14 protein-coding genes are annotated in these 17069 nt (G+C 64.8%); 9 read left to right on the top strand and 5 right to left on the bottom strand.

Annotated features, from left to right (window positions below):
- Positions 1 to 4 precede the first annotated feature (4 nt).
- Positions 5 to 1351, top strand: a complete 1347-nt coding sequence (locus IVB18_RS27015) for a cytochrome c peroxidase (protein ID WP_247983466.1) — start codon at positions 5 to 7, stop codon at positions 1349 to 1351.
- A gap of 122 nt (positions 1352 to 1473) precedes the next feature.
- On the opposite strand, the gene IVB18_RS27010 is transcribed toward IVB18_RS27015, so the two are convergent.
- From IVB18_RS27010 to IVB18_RS26995, 4 genes are all read right to left on the bottom strand, one after another.
- Complete coding sequence (locus IVB18_RS27010; RefSeq protein WP_247983465.1) at positions 1474 to 2547, bottom strand: hypothetical protein; 1074 nt, start codon at positions 2545 to 2547, stop codon at positions 1474 to 1476.
- Between the two features lie 112 nt (positions 2548 to 2659).
- The gene (locus IVB18_RS27005; RefSeq protein WP_247983464.1) at positions 2660 to 3109 is read right to left on the bottom strand and encodes a cupin domain-containing protein; all 450 of its coding nucleotides are present in this window, start codon (positions 3107 to 3109) and stop codon (positions 2660 to 2662) included.
- Between the two features lie 87 nt (positions 3110 to 3196).
- The gene (locus IVB18_RS27000; protein WP_247983463.1) at positions 3197 to 5056 is read right to left on the bottom strand and encodes an ATP-binding protein; all 1860 of its coding nucleotides are present in this window, start codon (positions 5054 to 5056) and stop codon (positions 3197 to 3199) included.
- Positions 5057 to 5184: 128 nt separating this feature from the next.
- Positions 5185 to 5817 carry a cupin domain-containing protein gene (locus tag IVB18_RS26995; protein ID WP_247983462.1) on the bottom strand — a complete coding sequence of 211 codons (633 nt, stop codon included), beginning with the start codon at positions 5815 to 5817 and terminating at the stop codon, positions 5185 to 5187.
- 217 nt (positions 5818 to 6034) lie between these two features.
- Between IVB18_RS26995 and IVB18_RS26990 the strand changes: the two genes are divergently transcribed.
- The 6 genes from IVB18_RS26990 to IVB18_RS26965 all read left to right on the top strand — a co-directional run bounded on the left by IVB18_RS26990 (position 6035) and on the right by IVB18_RS26965 (position 13958).
- The gene (locus tag IVB18_RS26990) at positions 6035 to 7726 is read left to right on the top strand and encodes a peptide ABC transporter substrate-binding protein (RefSeq protein WP_247983461.1); all 1692 of its coding nucleotides are present in this window, start codon (positions 6035 to 6037) and stop codon (positions 7724 to 7726) included.
- 27 nt (positions 7727 to 7753) lie between these two features.
- Complete coding sequence (locus IVB18_RS26985) at positions 7754 to 8704, top strand: ABC transporter permease (RefSeq protein WP_247983460.1); 951 nt, start codon at positions 7754 to 7756, stop codon at positions 8702 to 8704.
- Between the two features lie 3 nt (positions 8705 to 8707).
- Positions 8708 to 9583: an ABC transporter permease gene (locus IVB18_RS26980; protein WP_247983459.1), complete on the top strand. Its 876-nt coding sequence runs from the start codon at positions 8708 to 8710 to the stop codon at positions 9581 to 9583.
- A 43-nt stretch (positions 9584 to 9626) separates the two neighbouring features.
- Positions 9627 to 10955 carry an FAD-binding oxidoreductase gene (locus tag IVB18_RS26975; protein ID WP_247983458.1) on the top strand — a complete coding sequence of 443 codons (1329 nt, stop codon included), beginning with the start codon at positions 9627 to 9629 and terminating at the stop codon, positions 10953 to 10955.
- Positions 10956 to 10967: 12 nt separating this feature from the next.
- Positions 10968 to 11894 carry a glyoxylate/hydroxypyruvate reductase A gene (locus tag IVB18_RS26970; RefSeq protein WP_247983457.1) on the top strand — a complete coding sequence of 309 codons (927 nt, stop codon included), beginning with the start codon at positions 10968 to 10970 and terminating at the stop codon, positions 11892 to 11894.
- Positions 11895 to 12095: 201 nt separating this feature from the next.
- The gene (locus IVB18_RS26965) at positions 12096 to 13958 is read left to right on the top strand and encodes an ABC transporter ATP-binding protein (RefSeq protein WP_247983456.1); all 1863 of its coding nucleotides are present in this window, start codon (positions 12096 to 12098) and stop codon (positions 13956 to 13958) included.
- A 117-nt stretch (positions 13959 to 14075) separates the two neighbouring features.
- Here the strand turns inward: IVB18_RS26965 and IVB18_RS26960 are convergent, their stop codons facing one another.
- A complete protein-coding gene (locus tag IVB18_RS26960; protein WP_247983455.1) occupies positions 14076 to 14990 on the bottom strand; it encodes a LysR family transcriptional regulator in 915 nt (304 codons plus the stop codon).
- Positions 14991 to 15149: 159 nt separating this feature from the next.
- On the opposite strand from IVB18_RS26960, the gene IVB18_RS26955 reads away from it, so the two are divergent.
- Both IVB18_RS26955 and IVB18_RS26950 read left to right on the top strand, forming a co-directional pair.
- Entirely contained in the window at positions 15150 to 16115 is a 966-nt protein-coding gene (locus IVB18_RS26955) for an agmatinase (RefSeq protein ID WP_247983454.1), read from the top strand.
- A 44-nt stretch (positions 16116 to 16159) separates the two neighbouring features.
- The gene (locus tag IVB18_RS26950) at positions 16160 to 17017 is read left to right on the top strand and encodes a transporter substrate-binding domain-containing protein (protein WP_247983453.1); all 858 of its coding nucleotides are present in this window, start codon (positions 16160 to 16162) and stop codon (positions 17015 to 17017) included.
- The last annotated feature ends 52 nt before the right edge of the window (positions 17018 to 17069 follow it).

The raw sequence follows: 17069 nt of genomic DNA, 5'->3' as shown, positions 1-17069 counted from the left end.
TCATATGAACAGCCGCACCAAGTGGCTTCTCGGCGCCGGCCTGCTTTGTCTGGCCGGCGCCGTCTTTGCCGTCGAGACGAAAGGATTTGCGCAAGTGAACCCGGCGGGTGCGAACCCGAACCCGGTTCGTCTCATGCGTCCGCCAGTCGCTCCGTTGTCCGCGATGGCGCAGCTCGGCAAGGAGATCTTCTATGACGTCTCACTGTCTTCGTCCGGCGCGCTGTCCTGCGCGTCCTGCCACAGTCCGGATCACGCCTACGGCCCGCCCAACGACGGACCGGTCATGCTCGGTGGCGCGACCCTGTCGCGGCAAGGCGCACGCGCGGTGCCGTCGCTGACCTATCTCGATCGCCACCCGAATTTCAGCATCGGCCCCGACAAGGGCGACGACGACAACATCATCGACCTCGCGCAGATGGCCGCGCTCGGCCAGCAGACCGCACGTACCACAAAAACCGCGGGCGGCACCGCGGCGTCCGCTGCGAACATCGTGCCGCAGGGAGGCCTGTTCTGGGACGGCCGCGCCGATACGCTGCAGGACCAGGCGCTGTTCCCGCTGCTCGACCCCAACGAGATGGACGGCGGCAGCGCCGAGATCGTCGCGGACAAGCTGCGCCGCGCGCCTTACGTCCAGCGCTTCGTCGAGCTGTTCGGCGGCCGCGTCCTCGACAACCAGCGGCTGCTGATCGCGGAGGCAATGTTCGCCGTCGCGCGCTATCAGGTGGAAGAGCCAAGCTTCCATCCCTACACCAGCAAGTACGATTACTGGCTCGAGGGCAAGGCGTGGCTCAGCGAGAGCGAGCTGCGCGGCCTGCAATTGTTCAACGATCCCGACAAGGCCAATTGCGCCGGCTGCCACACGTCGGCGCCGACCCGTGACGGGCTGCCGCCGTTGTTCACCGATCATCAATACGAGGCGCTCGGTGCGCCGCGCAATACCGCGCTCGCCGGCAATCGCGATCCTGATCATTTCGATCTCGGTGTCTGCGGTCCGCACCGCACCGACATTCCCGAGCAGACGCAATATTGCGGCATGTTCCTGACGCCGACGCTGCGCAACACTGCAATGCGCCGCGCGTTCTTCCACAACGGCGTCTTCCGCAGTCTCGAGCAGGTGCTCGATTTCTACAATTTCCGCGACACCGACCCGGAAAAGGTTTTAGCGCGCGCCGCGGACGGCACGGTGCAGAAATACGATGACTTGCCGGCGAAATATCACGCCAATATCGACGTCAGCGATCCGCCTTTCGATCGTCACCTCGGCGACAAGCCGGCGATGACGGAGCAGGACGAAGCCGACATCATCGCGTTCCTGAAGACGCTGACGGACGGCTACCAGCCGGAGAACTAGGGGGCTCGATGCGGACGAAGCGGGCGGCGGCCGCGTTGGTGCTGTTGATGACATCCCCATCGGGGCGCAGAGGATGTGGGATATGAAACCCATGACATCCAGTGGTCGGCGCAACCGATCCCTCAGCGGGCCCTGATCTCCGCGTATTTCGCCATCGCGCGCTCGAACTTCCGATTGAACAGCCACATCGCAGCGAGAATTTCGCGGAAGCTTGCCGACGTCCTCGCCCGGTCGGCCTGTCCGAAGGCGAAGATGCTGTTGTTGCGCAGATGCTTCATGATCGTGGGATTGGAGACCCTGTAGTCGAGCAGATTGCCTGACTTGAGTGCGGACCGCGTCGGGGTGGGAACGATCTGAATCAGCTCGAACAATTTCATCTGGTCGATCGGGTCGGGCAATGTCTTCACGATCACGGGGATCTCCCGGAACAGATCCGCATGCGCATTCATGAGGCCGTCGCGCACCGCGGTCCAGTGATTGAAGCGGTGATCGGCGCCGCGAGCCCGCGCCTCTTCCTTGTCGTCGCGCGCATTCAGTTCGGGATCGGCCGTCGCGATCTCGGGCTTGATGGCCTCCCATTTCCTGCGCCCGTTCCGGTCTTCGGACGGGCCGGTTTGCAAGCTGCCCATATAAGTGTTCGAGCGCCCGTTGCGGACATTCTGCTTGCCGTTGGTCTCCGCGAAGAACAGCCCGAGGCTGATCCGGCCCGCCGCTTCGGCATGAACCGGCGCAAGCCCCTTGGCGCGCGCGATCGCAACGGCGAGATCGACGACGTCCTTGAACGGTGTCGCCGAGGCTTGCGCGCCGGCAGGCGGCGCCTCCATGAGGTCGAACAGCCCTCCGTATTCGTCGATCAGCGGTTCGATGTCGGCATCGAAATAGGCTGGAGGAATTTCGAACTTGTTGGGTCGGCCGATCCTCGACGGCATGGCATCCGTGAGATCCTTGTAGCTGCTGATCACCGCGACCCGAGCGAGGTAGATGGCCTGGCCCGGCAGGTTCGGCAGCGGCTGCTTTGCCTCGATCTGGCCGCGCCGCTCGGCAAGAATCGATTTGAAGTCGCCGAGCGCGCGATCATAGGCGGCAAGCGCATCCGATTGCTTTGTCGTGGACGTTTGCGCCTGGCTCGCGGCGAATGTCGTGAGGATCAGCGCAAACGCCGCGATGGCTGCGGTGGCAAGACGTCGTGCACGCATAGCCGGTTCCCCTGCGATTCGTTGTCAGGGGATCGTAAGCATCAGATGGGAAGGCTGGCGAGATGAAATCCCATCCCGCCGCCGCAGCACCGCGGCACAGAAGGCCGGCCGCCTAGTCGTTGGCTTCGGGCGGCAGGAAGTCGACCTCATGCATGGCCGAGATGCGCACAACCTCGGCTGGGTCGGTTAGATTATGGAGCTGGTTGAACAGTGCCTCCAGCTTCTGCATCGGCGAGACCCAGAACAGCGCGCGGCACGGCTTGTCGGACTTGTTGAAATAGCCGTGCGGGATGCCGCGCGGCATGCGGACGAGGTCGCCGGCATGAGCCTTCACCCACTGGCCGTCGAGCTTGAGATCGAGCACGCCTTCCTGCACCAGGATGAACTCGTCCTGGGCCGGATGGATGTGCACCGGCACGAACGGGCCGGGCTCGCTGTTGGTCTCGAACGCGAAGGTGGAGTCGGTGATGGCCTTCGGGAAGTAGACCTGGCCCAGGATATTCCAGCTCTTGCCGCCAAAGCCTGTGCCGTTCGCGGTAATGCCTTTTTCGAGTGCAGTCATGGCTCGCCTCCAATGGGATTCCAACTGTGTCGGAGTTTTGCGCAGGCGTCGCGCGCTGTCCATCCGCGAAACCGGCCTTTGCCTGCGCTAGCGCCCGTCGCGATCCGTCGCCTGCTTGCGTAGGAATCCCGCGACATCGGCCTGCACCGAATAGGGCGTCGGGATCGGGTCGCCTGCGGAATCGACGGCGGTGTCGAGGGAGCGGCGCAGCATGCGCGCGAGCTCCGCCTTGCGGTAGGGTTTTGTCAGCAGCGGCGCGCCCATTGTGGCGCGTCCCTGCGCGTGGAGCGAGTCATAGGCATAGCCCGACGTGAACAGGACCCGCAGCGAGGGCCGCGCAGCTACCATCTGCTCGGCAAGCTCCCGCCCGTTGATGCCGCCGGCCATCACGATGTCGGTGAAGAGCAGATCGAACGGCGCACCTTCGGCTGCGATGGCGAGCGCTTCGGTCGCGTTGGCGGCGGGGATGACCTTGTAGCCGAGGCTCTCGAGCTGGACCGTGACGTATTGGCGGACATCGCGATCGTCCTCGACGCAGAGGATGGTTTCCGCCCCGCCCACGACCCTGCGATCGTCATAGCCTGTCGGGCGAAGCGCGCTGGTCTCGGCTTTCGGCAAGTAGATCGTGAAGCTCGTGCCGCGGCCTTCCGCCGAATCGACCTTGATGCCGCCGCCGGACTGCTTGACGAAACCGAACACCATGCTGAGCCCGAGACCTGTGCCCTTGCCGACCTCCTTCGTGGAGAAGAAGGGATCGAAGATCCGCTCGAGTATCGCTTGCGGAATGCCCGTTCCGGTGTCGGCGATCTCGATCTCGACATAGTCGCCGGCATAGCCGGCTCCGACCGCCACGGCTTCGCCGACGCCGAACACGACGTTGCGCGTCGTCAGCGTGAGCCTGCCGCCATCGGACATCGCGTCGCGGGCATTGATTGCGAGGTTGAGCAGCGCCGAGCTCAATTGTCCGCGGTCGACGAGGGCCAGCCAGACGTTGCCATCGAGCTTCGTCACGATTTCGATGTTCTTGTCGAAGGTCGCCAGCAGCAGTTTTGCGAGTTCTTCAAGGAGCTCGTTGACGTCGATCTCGGCCGGCTGCAGCGCTTGCTTTCGCGCAAAGGAGAGCAGGCTCGATGTCAGCGCAGCGCCGCGATCGGCCGCCTCGCTGATCAGCTTGGTGATGGTCGAAAGCGGCGGGTTGTCCTTCACCGCATCCGCGAGGATCTCGATCGTCCCCGTGATCACCGTGAGCATGTTATTGAATTCGTGCGCGATGCCGCCGGTGAGCTGGCCGACCGCTTCCATTTTCTGGGCCTGGACCAGCTGCTCCTCGGCGGCTCGCTTCTGGGTGATGTCTCTCACGAAGGTATTGACGACGTAACGCTCTCCCAGCCGCAGCGCCGTGCTTGAAGCCTCGGTCAGGATCCGATCGCCGTTCCTGTGGATCAACGTCACCTCGAAGCGCATGCCGGTCGGCGTATCAGACAATTCGGGCACGAGCCGCATCATGCGTTGTCTGAAGCCCGCGCGCAGCGGCGCGGCGACGACGAGGTCGACGACGTCGGCGCCAACGGCCTCCCGTCGTGTCCATCCGGTCAGGGCCTCGGCCTGAGCGCTCCACTCCAAGACGACGCCGTTTTCGCTGGTCTGAAGGAAGGCATCGAGCGCGGTCTTGACGATGGCCTGCATCATCTGGGTGCTATCCGCGCTGGCCTGCGCCGGATCGGCCGATTGCGCGGCGCGCTTCGCCTGTGACGTCTCGATGGCGCGCGCGCAGAGACGCGCGAGCAGCACCGCGACGACACCGCTTGCCACGACCGCGACGAGCTGGGCCATGCCGAACCCGCGCGGGCCGGCGGTGCCGGTTAGAGCATAGGAGGCTAGCAAGGCGGCGGCGGTCACGATGACCTGCGCGGCCATCGCGAGTGTCACTAGCCCCCTGAGTTTCATGGTCTCACACCAAAGACGCCAGCCGCGGACCGTCCCGGCCGCCCTGTCGAGGAGTCCGGCTTCAGTTGAGCTACAGACTCCACGCGTTCCCGTCGAGGGTCAATTTCCGGCAATGCGGGGCGTGGGCTTCAACTTGCAGGCGAGTCGGTCTGGCGCAGTGTCGTGACCCAGATCACGCGCGCCACCTGCTGGGTCGGGTTGTCGAACATGTGCGGCACGATGCTCGGAAAGCGAAAGCTGTCGCCGGCCTCGAGCAGATGGGCCTGGTTGTCGAGCCAGAGCCGCAGGCTGCCCGACAGGATGTAGCCGGCCTTCTCGCCGGTGTGCTGCAAGAAGTCGGTGCCGGACGAGGCGCCGGGATTGAGCGTGAGCTCGTAGAGTTCGAGCTGGCCGTTGTCCGCCGGCGTCAGCGCTTCCTTGACGACCCCGCTGGCGGTGAGCCGCAGCAGGCGCCGGCTGTTCTTGCGCACGATATAGCGCTGCACGTCGGCGGGATCGCTGGTTTCGAAGAAGTAGGAGATAGGCACGTCGAGGGCGATGCTGAGCAGGCGCAGCGTGCGTATCGACGGCATGGCGCGCGCGCGTTCGAGCTGGCTGATCATGCCGTTGGAGAGGCCGGTGCGGTTGGCGACGTCCTGGATCGAGAGGCCGGCGCGCTGGCGCAGCAGCCTCACGGTCTCGCCGAGGCGCTGGTCGACGGCATCGTCGCTGTCGATCGTCGGGGCGTCCTTCGGACTGCTCGTGTCGCCGCGACCATCCATGTCGCTCTCCCATGCATCTCTCGCCGCCGGACCGCATTGGTCCGAGGCTTCAGTCGGAGTGAAAAGGTCGCGCATTCTAGCAATGTGATTGACAGATGTATTTAGTCGTGATGAAATTTTGGTAGAAAAATTTAGAAGCACTAAAGCCCACTCCTGTCCCTTTGCCGGGGTCTCGGGGCGCGGGAGACGGTGCCGCATGCGACAACGGAGAGTGGTCATGGCAGACGACACCGGCAAGTTCGGCGTGGGGGCACCGCATCTCGGCATTCCGAATCGCCGCCAGTTTTTCCAGCTCGGCGCCGGCGCGGCGGCGGGATGGACTGTTTCGGGCTCCGCCTTTGCGCAGAGCGAGCGCCCGGGCAACCCGCCGGACAAGCCGCGCGGGCAGGTGATCGCGGCGCTGTCGCAGGAGCCGACCGTCTTTCACCCCCTGATGCCCGGGATCGAGGTCGATCAGGGCATCTGGTGGCAGGTGTTCTCGCCGCTCTGGTACATCGATCCCGACGGCAACTTCATTCCCGACCTGGCCCGCGAAGTCCCCACGATCGAAAATGGCGGGCTGTCGGCCGACGGTTTGACCTGGAAGATCAAGCTGCGCAGCGACGTGAAGTGGCACGACGGCACGCCGTTCACGGCGGACGACGTGAAGTTCTCGCTCGAACTGATCAACAATCCCGATTTCCGCGCGCGCAGCCGCGTCGGCCATAGCCTCGTGAAGGACATCAAGATCGTCGCGCCCGACGAGATTCATTGGCGGATGGAAGCTGCCTATTCGCCCTATATGTCGATCCTGGGGGCGCTGACTTTCATCGTGCCAAAGCACATCCTGGAGAAGCTGTCCGATCCGAATGCCTCGCCGTTCCACAACGCGCCGGTCGGGACTGGGCCGTTCCGCTGGGGCGAGCGCGTACCGGGCGACCACATCCAGTTGAATGCCCATACCGGCTACCACGGCAAGGGGCCTTACGTCGAACGCGTGGTCTTCAAATACATCCCGGACCTCACCGTTCTCTACACGCAGTTCCGCACCGGCCAGGTTGACTACACCGGCCTGCAAGGCATTCTGCCGAACTTCGTGCAGGAGGCGAAGACGTTGAAGGGGCGCAAGATCTTCGTTTCCTCGACGTCCTCGGTCGAGCACATCGCGCCCAATCTGGAGTTCGGTGGGCTCGCCGACCGCACGGTGCGCGAAGCGCTGTATCTCGCGATCAACAAGCAGGCGATCATCGATGCGCTGAACTACGGCCTGCCGACGCTGACCGAAAGCTTCGTGCCGCAGCAGGCCTGGTCGTTCCAGCAGGGCCTGCCGCAGCACAAATATGATCCTGCCAAGGCCAACGCGCTGCTCGATGCGGCGGGATGGGTCCGCGGCTCCGGTGGCGTGCGCGAGAAGGGCGGCGTCAAGCTCGAATTCACCAATTCGACGACGTCAGGCAACGCCGTGCGCGAGCAGACCCAGCAGCTCCTGATCCAGGACTGGCGCGCAATTGGTGCTGCGATGCGCGTCAACAACATGCCGGCTGCTGTGATCTGGGGCGACTTCTGGCAGCAATCGAAATTCAACTCGGTGATCGTGGGGGTGAACTTCATGCTGGGCAGCGACCCCGACGTGACGCCGCGGTTCGGCTCCGGCGCTACCCCTGCCAAGGGCGGCCGCGGCTACAACACCTATCAGTATCGCAGCCCGGAGGCGGATCGGCTTCTCGCCGAAGGCGCCAAGCAGTTCGATCTCGCGCAGCGCAAGACGACCTATGGCGATCTGCAAAAACTCATCCGCAACGACCTCGCCATCCTGCCGCTGTTCCAGGGCTTCATCGCCGAAGGCGTGAAGGAAGGGCTCCAGGGTTTCCGCCCCAACATCAACATGTCGATCAACTGCTGGAACATCCGCGAATGGTATTGGGCCTGATGCGTCCGGTGCGCGGGCCAGCCTGAAATGGCGCGTTACGTCATCAATCGCCTGGCGCAGGCGATCATGTTGCTGGTGATCGTGTCCGCGATCGGTTTCGCCATCCTGCATCTGGCGCCTGGCGGTCCGCTCTCGCAATTTGCGGCCTCCGCGCAGATGACGCAGGAGGACCTCGATCGTGTCACCAAGCAGCTTGGCCTCGATCGTCCGCTGCCGATCCAGTATCTCGACTGGTTCGGCCGGATGCTGAGGGGCGACTGGGGCCGCTCGTATCGCGATGGTGAGGCGGTATTGTCAGTGATCTCTTCGCATCTCGGCGCCACGCTGGAGCTGATGGCGACGGCGACGATCATTGCGGTGCTGCTCGGCTGTTGGATCGGCGTGCTCGGTGCGCTGCGCCGCTATTCGCTGTTCGATACGCTCGCAACCGTCGGCGCCATGATCGCGCTGTCGATCCCGACCTTCTGGTTCGGGCTCGTCACGATCTATGTGTTCTCGGTGAAGCTCGGCTGGCTGCCGGCCGGCAACCGCGAGACCGTCGGCGACGGCTCGCTGCTCGACCTCCTGCATCATCTGATCGCACCGGCTTTGGTGCTGGCGCTGGTCGAGACCGCGATGTGGGGCCGCTTCATGCGCTCCTCGATGTTGGAGGTCATCAACCAGGATTACATCCGTACAGCGCGGGCCAAGGGCATGCCGGAATGGCGCATCCTCACCGTGCACGCCTTGCGCAACGCGCTGCTGCCGATGATCACCGTTGCTGGCCTTCAGTTTCCGACGCTGCTCGGCGGCGCGCTGGTTGCCGAGACCGTGTTCACCTGGCCCGGCATGGGCCGGCTGTTCCTCGATTCCATCGGCTATCGCGACTATCCGGTGGTGATGGGCATCCTGATGTTTTCGGCGACGATGGTGCTGATCGGCTCGCTGCTGGCCGATATCTTTTATGCCGTCGTCGATCCGCGCATCCGGGTGGGCTAGGCGATGACGACTGCGGCCCTCTCTACCGATCAGCTCGCGCCCGGCCAGGCTGCCTGGCGGCGATTCCGCCGTCACCGGCTTGCGCTCGCCGGCGCCGTGATCATTCTGGTTCTCGTTCTCGGTTCGGCGCTCGGTCCTTATCTGCTGCCGTTCGACGACACCTATATCGACATCATGAAGCGGTTCGCGCCGCCGTTTTCCGGCGCGCATATCCTTGGCACGGACGAGCTCGGCCGCGACGTGCTGGCACGGCTGATGATGGGCGGGCGCGTGTCGCTCTCGATCGGCATCGTCGCGATGGTGATCGCGATGGCGGTCGGCATCGTCGTCGGTGCCTTCGCCGGCTTCTATGGCGGCGTCGTTGGCGCGGTGCTGATGCGGCTTGTCGATGCGGTGCTGTGCTTCCCGACGATTTTTCTCCTGCTCGCGCTCGCGGCACTCACCGAGCCGGGCCTCGTCACCACCACCGTGCTGATTGCGGCCACCGCCTGGATGGGCGTCGCCCGCGTCGTCGAAGCCCAGGTGCGCTCGCTGCGGGAGCGTGAATTCGCAGTCGCAGCTCTCGCCTTCGGCTCGTCGAACCTGCGGATCATGTTCCGCGAGCTCGTGCCCAATGCGATGGCGCCGATCGTGGTGGCGGCGACGCTGAACGTCGCCAAGGCGATCCTGCTCGAATCCTATGTCAGCTATCTCGGCTACGGCATCCAGCCGCCCGCCGCGAGCTGGGGCAACATGCTCAACAACGCCCAGATCTATCTCACCAGCGCGCCGTGGCTGGCGATCGCGCCGGGCCTTGCCATTACGCTTGCGGTGACCAGCTTCAACTTCCTCGGCGATGGCCTGCGCGATGCGCTCGATCCGCGAATGAACATCCCATGACGAGCCGCCTCGCTTCGATCGAACTGAATACCAGGAGTGTCCCATGTCCCCGCCGCTCAACCGTATAACCAGCGACGAGCGCCTGCCGGCGCAGGTTGACGTCGTCGTCATCGGCGGCGGCGTTATCGGCGTTTCCGCGGCCTATCATCTGGCGAAGAAGGGCCATTCCGTCGCGCTGGTCGAGAAGGGCCATGTCGGCGGCGAGCAGTCGAGCCGCAATTGGGGCTGGTGCCGCCAGCAGGGCCGCGCGCGCGAGGAGATCCCGCTCGCCCGCGAGGCACTGCGGCTGTGGGACGACATGCAGAACGACGCCGGTGTCGATGCCGGCTTCCGCCGCACCGGCGTGCTGTTCCTGACCAAGAGCAAGGACGAGCTCGCTAGTTGGGAGCGCTGGGCGGCGATGGCGCGCGAACAGCAGGTTCACTCTACAATCCTGACGCCGGCCGAGATCGCCGAGCGCCTGCCCGGCAGTGCCGACAAATGGATCGGCGGCTTGCACACACCAAGCGACGGACGCGCCGAGCCGTCGATGGCCGTGCCTGCCCTGGCCACGGCGGCCCGCAAGCACGGCGTCACCATCCATCAGGGCTGCGCCGCGCGCGGGCTCGAGACGCAAGGCGGGCGGGTCAGCGCGGTCGTCACCGAGAAGGGAACCATCCGCACGCAATCGGTGCTGCTTTCGGGCGGCGCATGGTCGTCGCTGTTCTGCCGACGCCACGGCATTGAGCTGCCGATCGGCCTCGTCAACGCCACCGCATGCAGGACCACGCCTGGGCCGGAGATCACCTCGGGCGCGCTCGGCACCGATTTCTACTGCATCCGCCGCCGCCTCGACGGTGGCTTCACGCTGGCGCTGCGCAACCGTGGCACGGTGGAGCTATCACCCGATCTGTTCCGCTACGCGCGGTCGTTCTGGCCGACCTACCTGCATCGCCGCAACGGGCTAAAACTGTCGTTCGGCAAGTCGTTCTTCGACCAGATCGTGCGCGGCACAGGCTGGAGCTTCGACAAGGCGTCGCCGTTCGAGACCGAGCGCGTACGCGATCCGGCGCCGGACATGTCGATCGTCAACTCCGCGCTCGCCGCCCTGATCAAGTCGAATCCTGAATTGAAGGACATCGAGATCGCGGAAGCCTGGGGCGGCACGATCGACTGCACGCCCGACACGATCCCGGTGATCTCGCCCGTCGATGCGCTGCCCGGCTTCTTCCTCGCGACCGGCTTCTCGGGCCACGGTTTTGGCATCGGGCCTGCGGCCGGCAAGCTCGCAGCCGACATCGTGACGGGCTCGACGCCGCTGGTCGATCCTGCCGCTTACAGCCACAAACGCCTGATTGACGGCCGGCGGCTCGCGCCGGTCAGCCCGTTCTGAGAGCAGGGCGGCATGACGGTTCTCTACAAGGCCAACATGGTTCGCGGCGCCGAATGGGCGACCTTATTCGCGGAGCGCGCACCGGATCTGCCGTTCCGGCTCTGGCCCGACATCGGTGATCCCGCAGAGGTGCGCTATCTGGTGGCGTGGGTGCCGCCGGATGACATCGCGGCGACCTTCCCCAATCTCGAGCTCGTCTTTTCGGTCGGTGCGGGCGTCGATCAGTTCGATATCACCAAGCTTCCACCCCATGTTCCGCTCGTCCGCATGCTGGAGCCGGGCATCACCGAGCGCATGGTCGAATATGCCTGCATGTCCGTGCTCGCGCTGCATCGCGATCTCGTGCAGTTCATCGCTCAGCAGCGGGAGCAGGTCTGGCGCGAGCTCCCGGTCACGCAAACCGGGAAGCGGCGTGTCGGCGTGATGGGGCTCGGTCTGCTCGGTCAGGCTGTGCTGGGGCGACTCAAATCGTTCGGCTTTCCGCTGGCGGGCTGGAATCGATCGCCGCGCAGCATCGAGGGCGTCACTTGTTATGCGGGCGCAGACGCGTTGCCGGATTTCCTCGGGCACACCGACATTCTGGTCTGCCTGCTGCCGCTGACACCAGAGACGCGCGGCCTCCTCAACGCAAATCTGTTCGCGCGTCTGCCGCGCGGCGCGCGGCTGCTCAATGTCGGGCGGGGCGGGCATTTGATCGAAGCCGATCTGATCGCGGCACTCGACAGCGGCGTGCTGTCGGCTGCCGTTCTCGATGTCGCCGAGCCCGAGCCTCTGCCTGCGGGCCATCCGTTCTGGGGCCATCCGCGCATTCTTCTGACGCCGCACATCGCGAGCACGACAGCGCCGGAAACGGCCGTCGATTTCGTGCTCGACACCATCGCGCGTCGCCACCGCGGCGAGGCCTTGCCGGGGCGTGTAGACCGGACGCGAGGTTACTGAGGGTGCGATGGTGATGGTAGGATCGATTTCGCCACGAGTCCCTCTTACCTCTCCCGCTTGCGGGAGAGGTCGGCGCGAAGCGCCGGGTGAGGGCTTTCTCCTCATCGGGAATATCGCCCGCGGAGACACCCTCACCCCAACCCTCTCCCGCAAGCGGGAGAGGGAGCGCACCTTCCTCGCGGCAAGCGTTAGGGTTTACGCATGAGCATCGGCGCGAGCAGACCTGACCAAGTCGTTGCCGAGGCCTCAGTGCTGTCAGTGTCAGGCCTCACCACCTCCTTCATGCGCGAGCGGCAGTGGATTCCCGTGGTTCGCAACGTGTCATTCGACATCGCGCCCAGGGAAACCGTCGCGATCGTGGGCGAGTCCGGCTCGGGCAAGAGCGTCACCGCGCTCTCCATCATGCGGCTCATTCCGAAGGAGAGCGGCCGCATCGAGGGCCGCGTCATGCTGGCCGGCCGCGAACTTCTGACGCTGCCCGAGCCGAGCATGAAGGACGTGCGCGGCAACGAAGTCGCCATGATTTTCCAGGAGCCGATGACGAGCCTCAATCCGGTGCTCACCGTTGGCTTCCAGATCGCCGAAGCGCTGATCTACCACCGCCGCCTGTCGCGGGCTGCCGCCGAGGCGGAGACCGTGCGCCTGCTCGACCGCGTCCGCATTCCCGCGGCAAAATCGCGCTTCCACGAGCATCCGCACCGTTTTTCCGGCGGCATGCGCCAGCGCGTGATGATCGCGATGGCGCTGGCCTGCAAGCCAAAACTCCTGATCGCGGACGAGCCGACCACCGCGCTCGATGTCACGATCCAGGCTCAGATCCTGGAGCTCCTCAAGGAACTCCAGCAAGAGGAGGGGATGTCGATCCTTTTCATCACCCACGATATGGGCGTGGTCGCGGAGATCGCGGACCGCACCGTGGTGATGTATGGCGGGCAGGCGGTGGAGACCGACACGACCTCGCGTATCTTCGCCGCGCCGTCGCATCCCTATACCCGTGCGCTGCTCGCGGCCGTGCCGCGGCTCGGCTCCATGGATGGACGGCCGCGGCCGATGCGCTTTCCGATCGTCGACAAGGTGACGGGGTCGTCGGACGATCCGACGGAGACGCCGGATACGGTCTCGATCGCCGAGCGGCCGCTGCTCGAAGTGTCCAACCTCACCACGCGCTTTCCGATCCGGTCGGGATTGTTCGGCAAGATCTCGGGCCGCGTGCATGCGGTCGAGAACATCTCCTTCACTTTGCGCGCCGGCGAAACGCTGGCGCTGGTCGGCGAATCCGGTTGCGGCAAGTCGACAACGGGCCGCTCGATCCTCAAGCTGGTCGAGCCGGACAGCGGCACCGTCCTGCTCGACGGCCGGGATGTTCTGAGCATGAACGGTCGCACCTTGCGCGACTGTCGCAAGCAGATGCAGATCGTGTTCCAGGATCCGTTCGCGAGCCTCAATCCGCGCATGTCGGTGGGAACGGCGATCGCTGCGCCCTTGCTTGCCAACGGTCTCGCGTCCGCGTCGCAGGCGCGAGAGAAGGTCGCCGACCTCCTCGTCCGTGTCGGCCTGACGGCGGACATGGCCGCGCGCTTTCCGCACGAGTTCTCCGGCGGCCAACGCCAGCGTATCTGCATCGCCCGTGCGCTCACGCTCGGGCCCAAGCTGATCGTCGCCGACGAGGCGGTCTCGGCGCTCGACGTCTCGGTCAAGGCGCAGGTCGTCAACCTGATGCTCGACCTGCAGGCCAGCATGGGCCTTGCTTATCTGTTCATTTCCCACGACATCGCGGTCGTCGAGCGCATGAGCCATCGCGTCGCGGTGATGTATCTCGGCGAGATCGTCGAGATCGGCCCTCGTGCCTCCGTGTTCGGCAATCCGCAGCACCCCTACACGAAGAAGCTGATGGCCGCTGTGCCGGTCCCCGATCCTGCCCGCCGCGGCGCCAAACGTGAAGCCTCGAACGACGAGATCAGAAGTCCGGTGCGCGCGCCCGACTATCAGCCGCCGGTCTGGCAATATCGCGAGGTCAGGCCGGGCCATGTCGTCCAGGTGTGGGATGAGGGGAGCTGGTCGTGAAAAAAAAGGACGCAAGGAGACTCGCAACAGTCAACATGGCCTGCGAAGCCATTGTCAGGGTTAGAGGCCCTCTGATTTCGTTGCGTTGACGCCCGGGGGTGGTGTCCGAGACCTGGCTCAGGTCGCGCTCTGTGGATCGGTCAGCAGTTTGGCCAGCAGCCGGCCACTCGGTGGAAGCGGTCGACTGATCGCCGAGATCAGCGAAAACTGGGTCGTATAGCGAAACGCCTCGGCGCCCGAGACTTCCTCCAGTTGATGGATCGGTCTCAGCATCTCGACATAATGCTTCGGCAAAAAGCCGACAAACCCGCCGCCGACCAGCATTGTTGCGACTGCCTCCAGTCCGAAGGCGAGAGCGTGCTGCTTGATATGGAGCCGCCGAGCGAGATTTTGTGTGCGTCGATCGTTTGTTCGCGTCACCAGAGCCACACCGCCGTCACGCAAGGCGTCCAGCGCAAGCGGCCTCGCTGCCGCCGTGTAAAGCCGGAACTCCTCGGTGAACAGCGAGACGTATTCCAGCTTGCTGTTGACGGCAGGCTGCCCGCTGATGGCGAGATGCAGTCGTCGCTCCAGCACGTCCTCGACGAGCGCGCTCGGCAGGCCGATCGCAATGTTCAGGGTGACATTGGGGGCGGCAGCGCGAAACTGAGCCAGCGTGTCCGCCAACCGGCAATGCGGGTTGGACAGGCAGTTGTCAGCGATGCCGATCCTCAGTTCGCCCGACAGGATGTTCCGGGCCAGATTGAGCTCGTGATGCACCATTTCAAGGGCGTCGCAGGCTGCGATGCTGGCCAGCAGGGCCCTGTGGCCGAAATCGGTCAACTCGAACCCGGAGGGGCCGCGAAAGCAGAGCCGGCTGCCCAATCGCGTCTCCAGCGCCAGCAGATGCCGGCTGATGGTCGATCGCTCCATCCCGAGTTGGGCTTCCGCTGCGGTCAGGCCACCCGCCTCAGCGACGGCGCGAAAGATCCGCAGCAACCGGAGATCGGCCTCCGTGAGATGCGGAACGGGTGCTGGCGCGACGTGCTTCATGTTGCGGTTCCTACAAGCATGGTTTCGCGAATCGTCATTCCGCGCGTTGTCGGGTCCACGCTACGGTTGCAGAACACCCGAGCGATGCGCAGACCGCTCGCTTGGTGGCCGGATGCCGATTTGTTCGGCAAGACCAAACTGCTGTGACCTGGAGGACGTATGGCTCTCCCCCTGACGGTGCCACCTTCGCTCCAGCACCAGAGCCTGCTCTGGTCGCCTATTTGCACCGATCTCGACGCTCTCGACGCGCATATTGCCATCCTCGGCATTCCGTTTGGTAGCGCCTACCATGCCGCCGCGATCACCAACGACCAGACGAAGGCACCCGATGCTGTCCGTTCGGTCACCGATCGCATCTGTCGCGGCCTGGAGCGCTACGATTTCGACGTCGGCGGCCCGATCTACGGCGGACGTGCCTTGAAGGTGGTCGATGTCGGCAACGTGCCTGCCGACATGACCAATCTCCAGAGCCACTACGTCCGCGCCGAAGAAGCGGTAAGCAAGATTCTTGCCGCTGGCGCCATGCCCATCACCATCGGCGGCGACCACGGCATCCCGATCCCGATTCTGCGCGCCTTCAAGGGCCATGGACCGATCACGCTGATCCAGGTCGATGCCCATATCGACTGGCGCGATGAGGTGAACGGCGTTCGGGATGGCCTCTCGAGCCCGATCCGGCGGGCCTCCGAAATGCCCCACATCGGCGAGATCTTCCAGATCGGCATCCGCTCCTCGGGCAGCGCACGGACCGAAGAGGTCGAGGCGGCGGCCGCCTACGGCTCCAACATTATTCCGGCCTTCGAGGTGCACGACAAGGGCATGGATTCGGTGCTCGAGCGGATTCCGGAGGGCGGCCAGTATTACATCACCATCGACGCCGATGGCCTCGATCCGACCGTCATGCCTGCCGTCGAGGGCCCGGCTCCGGGCGGGCTCACCTTCCACCAGGTCCGCAAGCTTATCCACGGTCTGGTGCGCAAGGGGCGGGTGGTCGGCATGGACATCGTGGAGATCACGCCGTCCATCGACGTCAACATGATCACGTGCATCACGGCCGGCCGCCTGATCGTGAATCTGATCGGCGCGGCGGTGAGGGCGAATTATTTCGACGCGCCGCCTGCCTGAGGCGGCGGCAACCTTTGCGGACATCGACAACGAAGGGATCAGCCATGCGGAAGACCAATCGCACGATATTCGGCGTTCTGGCGGGCAGCGCCTGCCTCGCGCTGGTCGCGAGCCAGCAGGCCTTCGCCGAGACGACGCTGGACAAGATCAAGCGGACCGGCGAGTTGACGGTCGGCACCGAGGCTGCCTTTCCTCCCTTCGAATTCGTCAAGGATGGCAAAGTCGTCGGTTACGGTTCTGATATTCTGGCAGAAGTGGTCAAGGAGCTCGGCGTCAAGAAGCTGAACCAGCTCGATCTGCCTTGGCAGGGCATCCTGCCGGGCGTGCTGGCCGGCAAGTTCGATTTTGTCGCCACCACGGTCGGCATCAATGCGGAGCGCGCCAAGCGCTACGCCTACACGATGCCAATCGCCGACGGCGTGCCCTACGCCATGAAGCGCAAGGGCGACGGGCTCACCAAGGTGGAAGACCTCAACGGCAAGGTGGTCGGAACCCAACTTGCGTCGTCAACCGAACCGGTCGCTCGCGCGCTCGATGCCAAGCTGAAGGCCGCGGGTGGAGCAGGCTTCAAGGAACTGAAGCTGTTCACCGCTTTCCCCGAGAGTTACGTGGCGCTCGCCAGTGGCGAAGTCGACGCCGTGATCCAGTCGCTGCCGAGCCTCGCGGCGCTGGTCAAGGACAAGCCCGACGTTTTCGAACTGCTGGCGCCGACGCCCCAGGAAGGCGGATTCACCTATCTCGCCTGGGTGACGCGGCCCGACGACAAGGACCTGCGGGACGCCATCTCCGCGGTGATCCGCAAGATGCGTGACGACGGCCGCCTCGCGGCCCTTCAGAAGAAATGGTTCGGCTTCGAGATGACGATCCCGGACCAGGGCTATCTGCCGCCCGGCGCGATGTAGCCGTTCGAAGGCGGGTGACCAGGGGTAACGGTGGGATCAGGCTTCTCGCGAC

Source organism: Bradyrhizobium sp. 186 (genome assembly GCF_023101685.1).
GTDB lineage: Bacteria > Pseudomonadota > Alphaproteobacteria > Rhizobiales > Xanthobacteraceae > Bradyrhizobium.
Note: the sequence above shows the minus strand (reverse complement) of the source record. Positions and strands in the feature narration are given on the sequence as shown.

What these genes read in the sequence shown, in the direction of transcription:
- IVB18_RS27015 (WP_247983466.1), top strand. Translation starts at nt 5, where the DNA reads ATGAACAGCCGCACCAAGTGGCTTCTCGGCGCCGGCCTGCTTTGTCTG.
- IVB18_RS27010 (WP_247983465.1), bottom strand. Translation starts at nt 2,547, where the DNA reads ATGCGTGCACGACGTCTTGCCACCGCAGCCATCGCGGCGTTTGCGCTG.
- IVB18_RS27005 (WP_247983464.1), bottom strand. Translation starts at nt 3,109, where the DNA reads ATGACTGCACTCGAAAAAGGCATTACCGCGAACGGCACAGGCTTTGGC.
- IVB18_RS27000 (WP_247983463.1), bottom strand. Translation starts at nt 5,056, where the DNA reads ATGAAACTCAGGGGGCTAGTGACACTCGCGATGGCCGCGCAGGTCATC.
- IVB18_RS26995 (WP_247983462.1), bottom strand. Translation starts at nt 5,817, where the DNA reads ATGGATGGTCGCGGCGACACGAGCAGTCCGAAGGACGCCCCGACGATC.
- IVB18_RS26990 (WP_247983461.1), top strand. Translation starts at nt 6,035, where the DNA reads ATGGCAGACGACACCGGCAAGTTCGGCGTGGGGGCACCGCATCTCGGC.
- IVB18_RS26985 (WP_247983460.1), top strand. Translation starts at nt 7,754, where the DNA reads ATGGCGCGTTACGTCATCAATCGCCTGGCGCAGGCGATCATGTTGCTG.
- IVB18_RS26980 (WP_247983459.1), top strand. Translation starts at nt 8,708, where the DNA reads ATGACGACTGCGGCCCTCTCTACCGATCAGCTCGCGCCCGGCCAGGCT.
- IVB18_RS26975 (WP_247983458.1), top strand. Translation starts at nt 9,627, where the DNA reads ATGTCCCCGCCGCTCAACCGTATAACCAGCGACGAGCGCCTGCCGGCG.
- IVB18_RS26970 (WP_247983457.1), top strand. Translation starts at nt 10,968, where the DNA reads ATGACGGTTCTCTACAAGGCCAACATGGTTCGCGGCGCCGAATGGGCG.
- IVB18_RS26965 (WP_247983456.1), top strand. Translation starts at nt 12,096, where the DNA reads ATGAGCATCGGCGCGAGCAGACCTGACCAAGTCGTTGCCGAGGCCTCA.
- IVB18_RS26960 (WP_247983455.1), bottom strand. Translation starts at nt 14,990, where the DNA reads ATGAAGCACGTCGCGCCAGCACCCGTTCCGCATCTCACGGAGGCCGAT.
- IVB18_RS26955 (WP_247983454.1), top strand. Translation starts at nt 15,150, where the DNA reads ATGGCTCTCCCCCTGACGGTGCCACCTTCGCTCCAGCACCAGAGCCTG.
- IVB18_RS26950 (WP_247983453.1), top strand. Translation starts at nt 16,160, where the DNA reads ATGCGGAAGACCAATCGCACGATATTCGGCGTTCTGGCGGGCAGCGCC.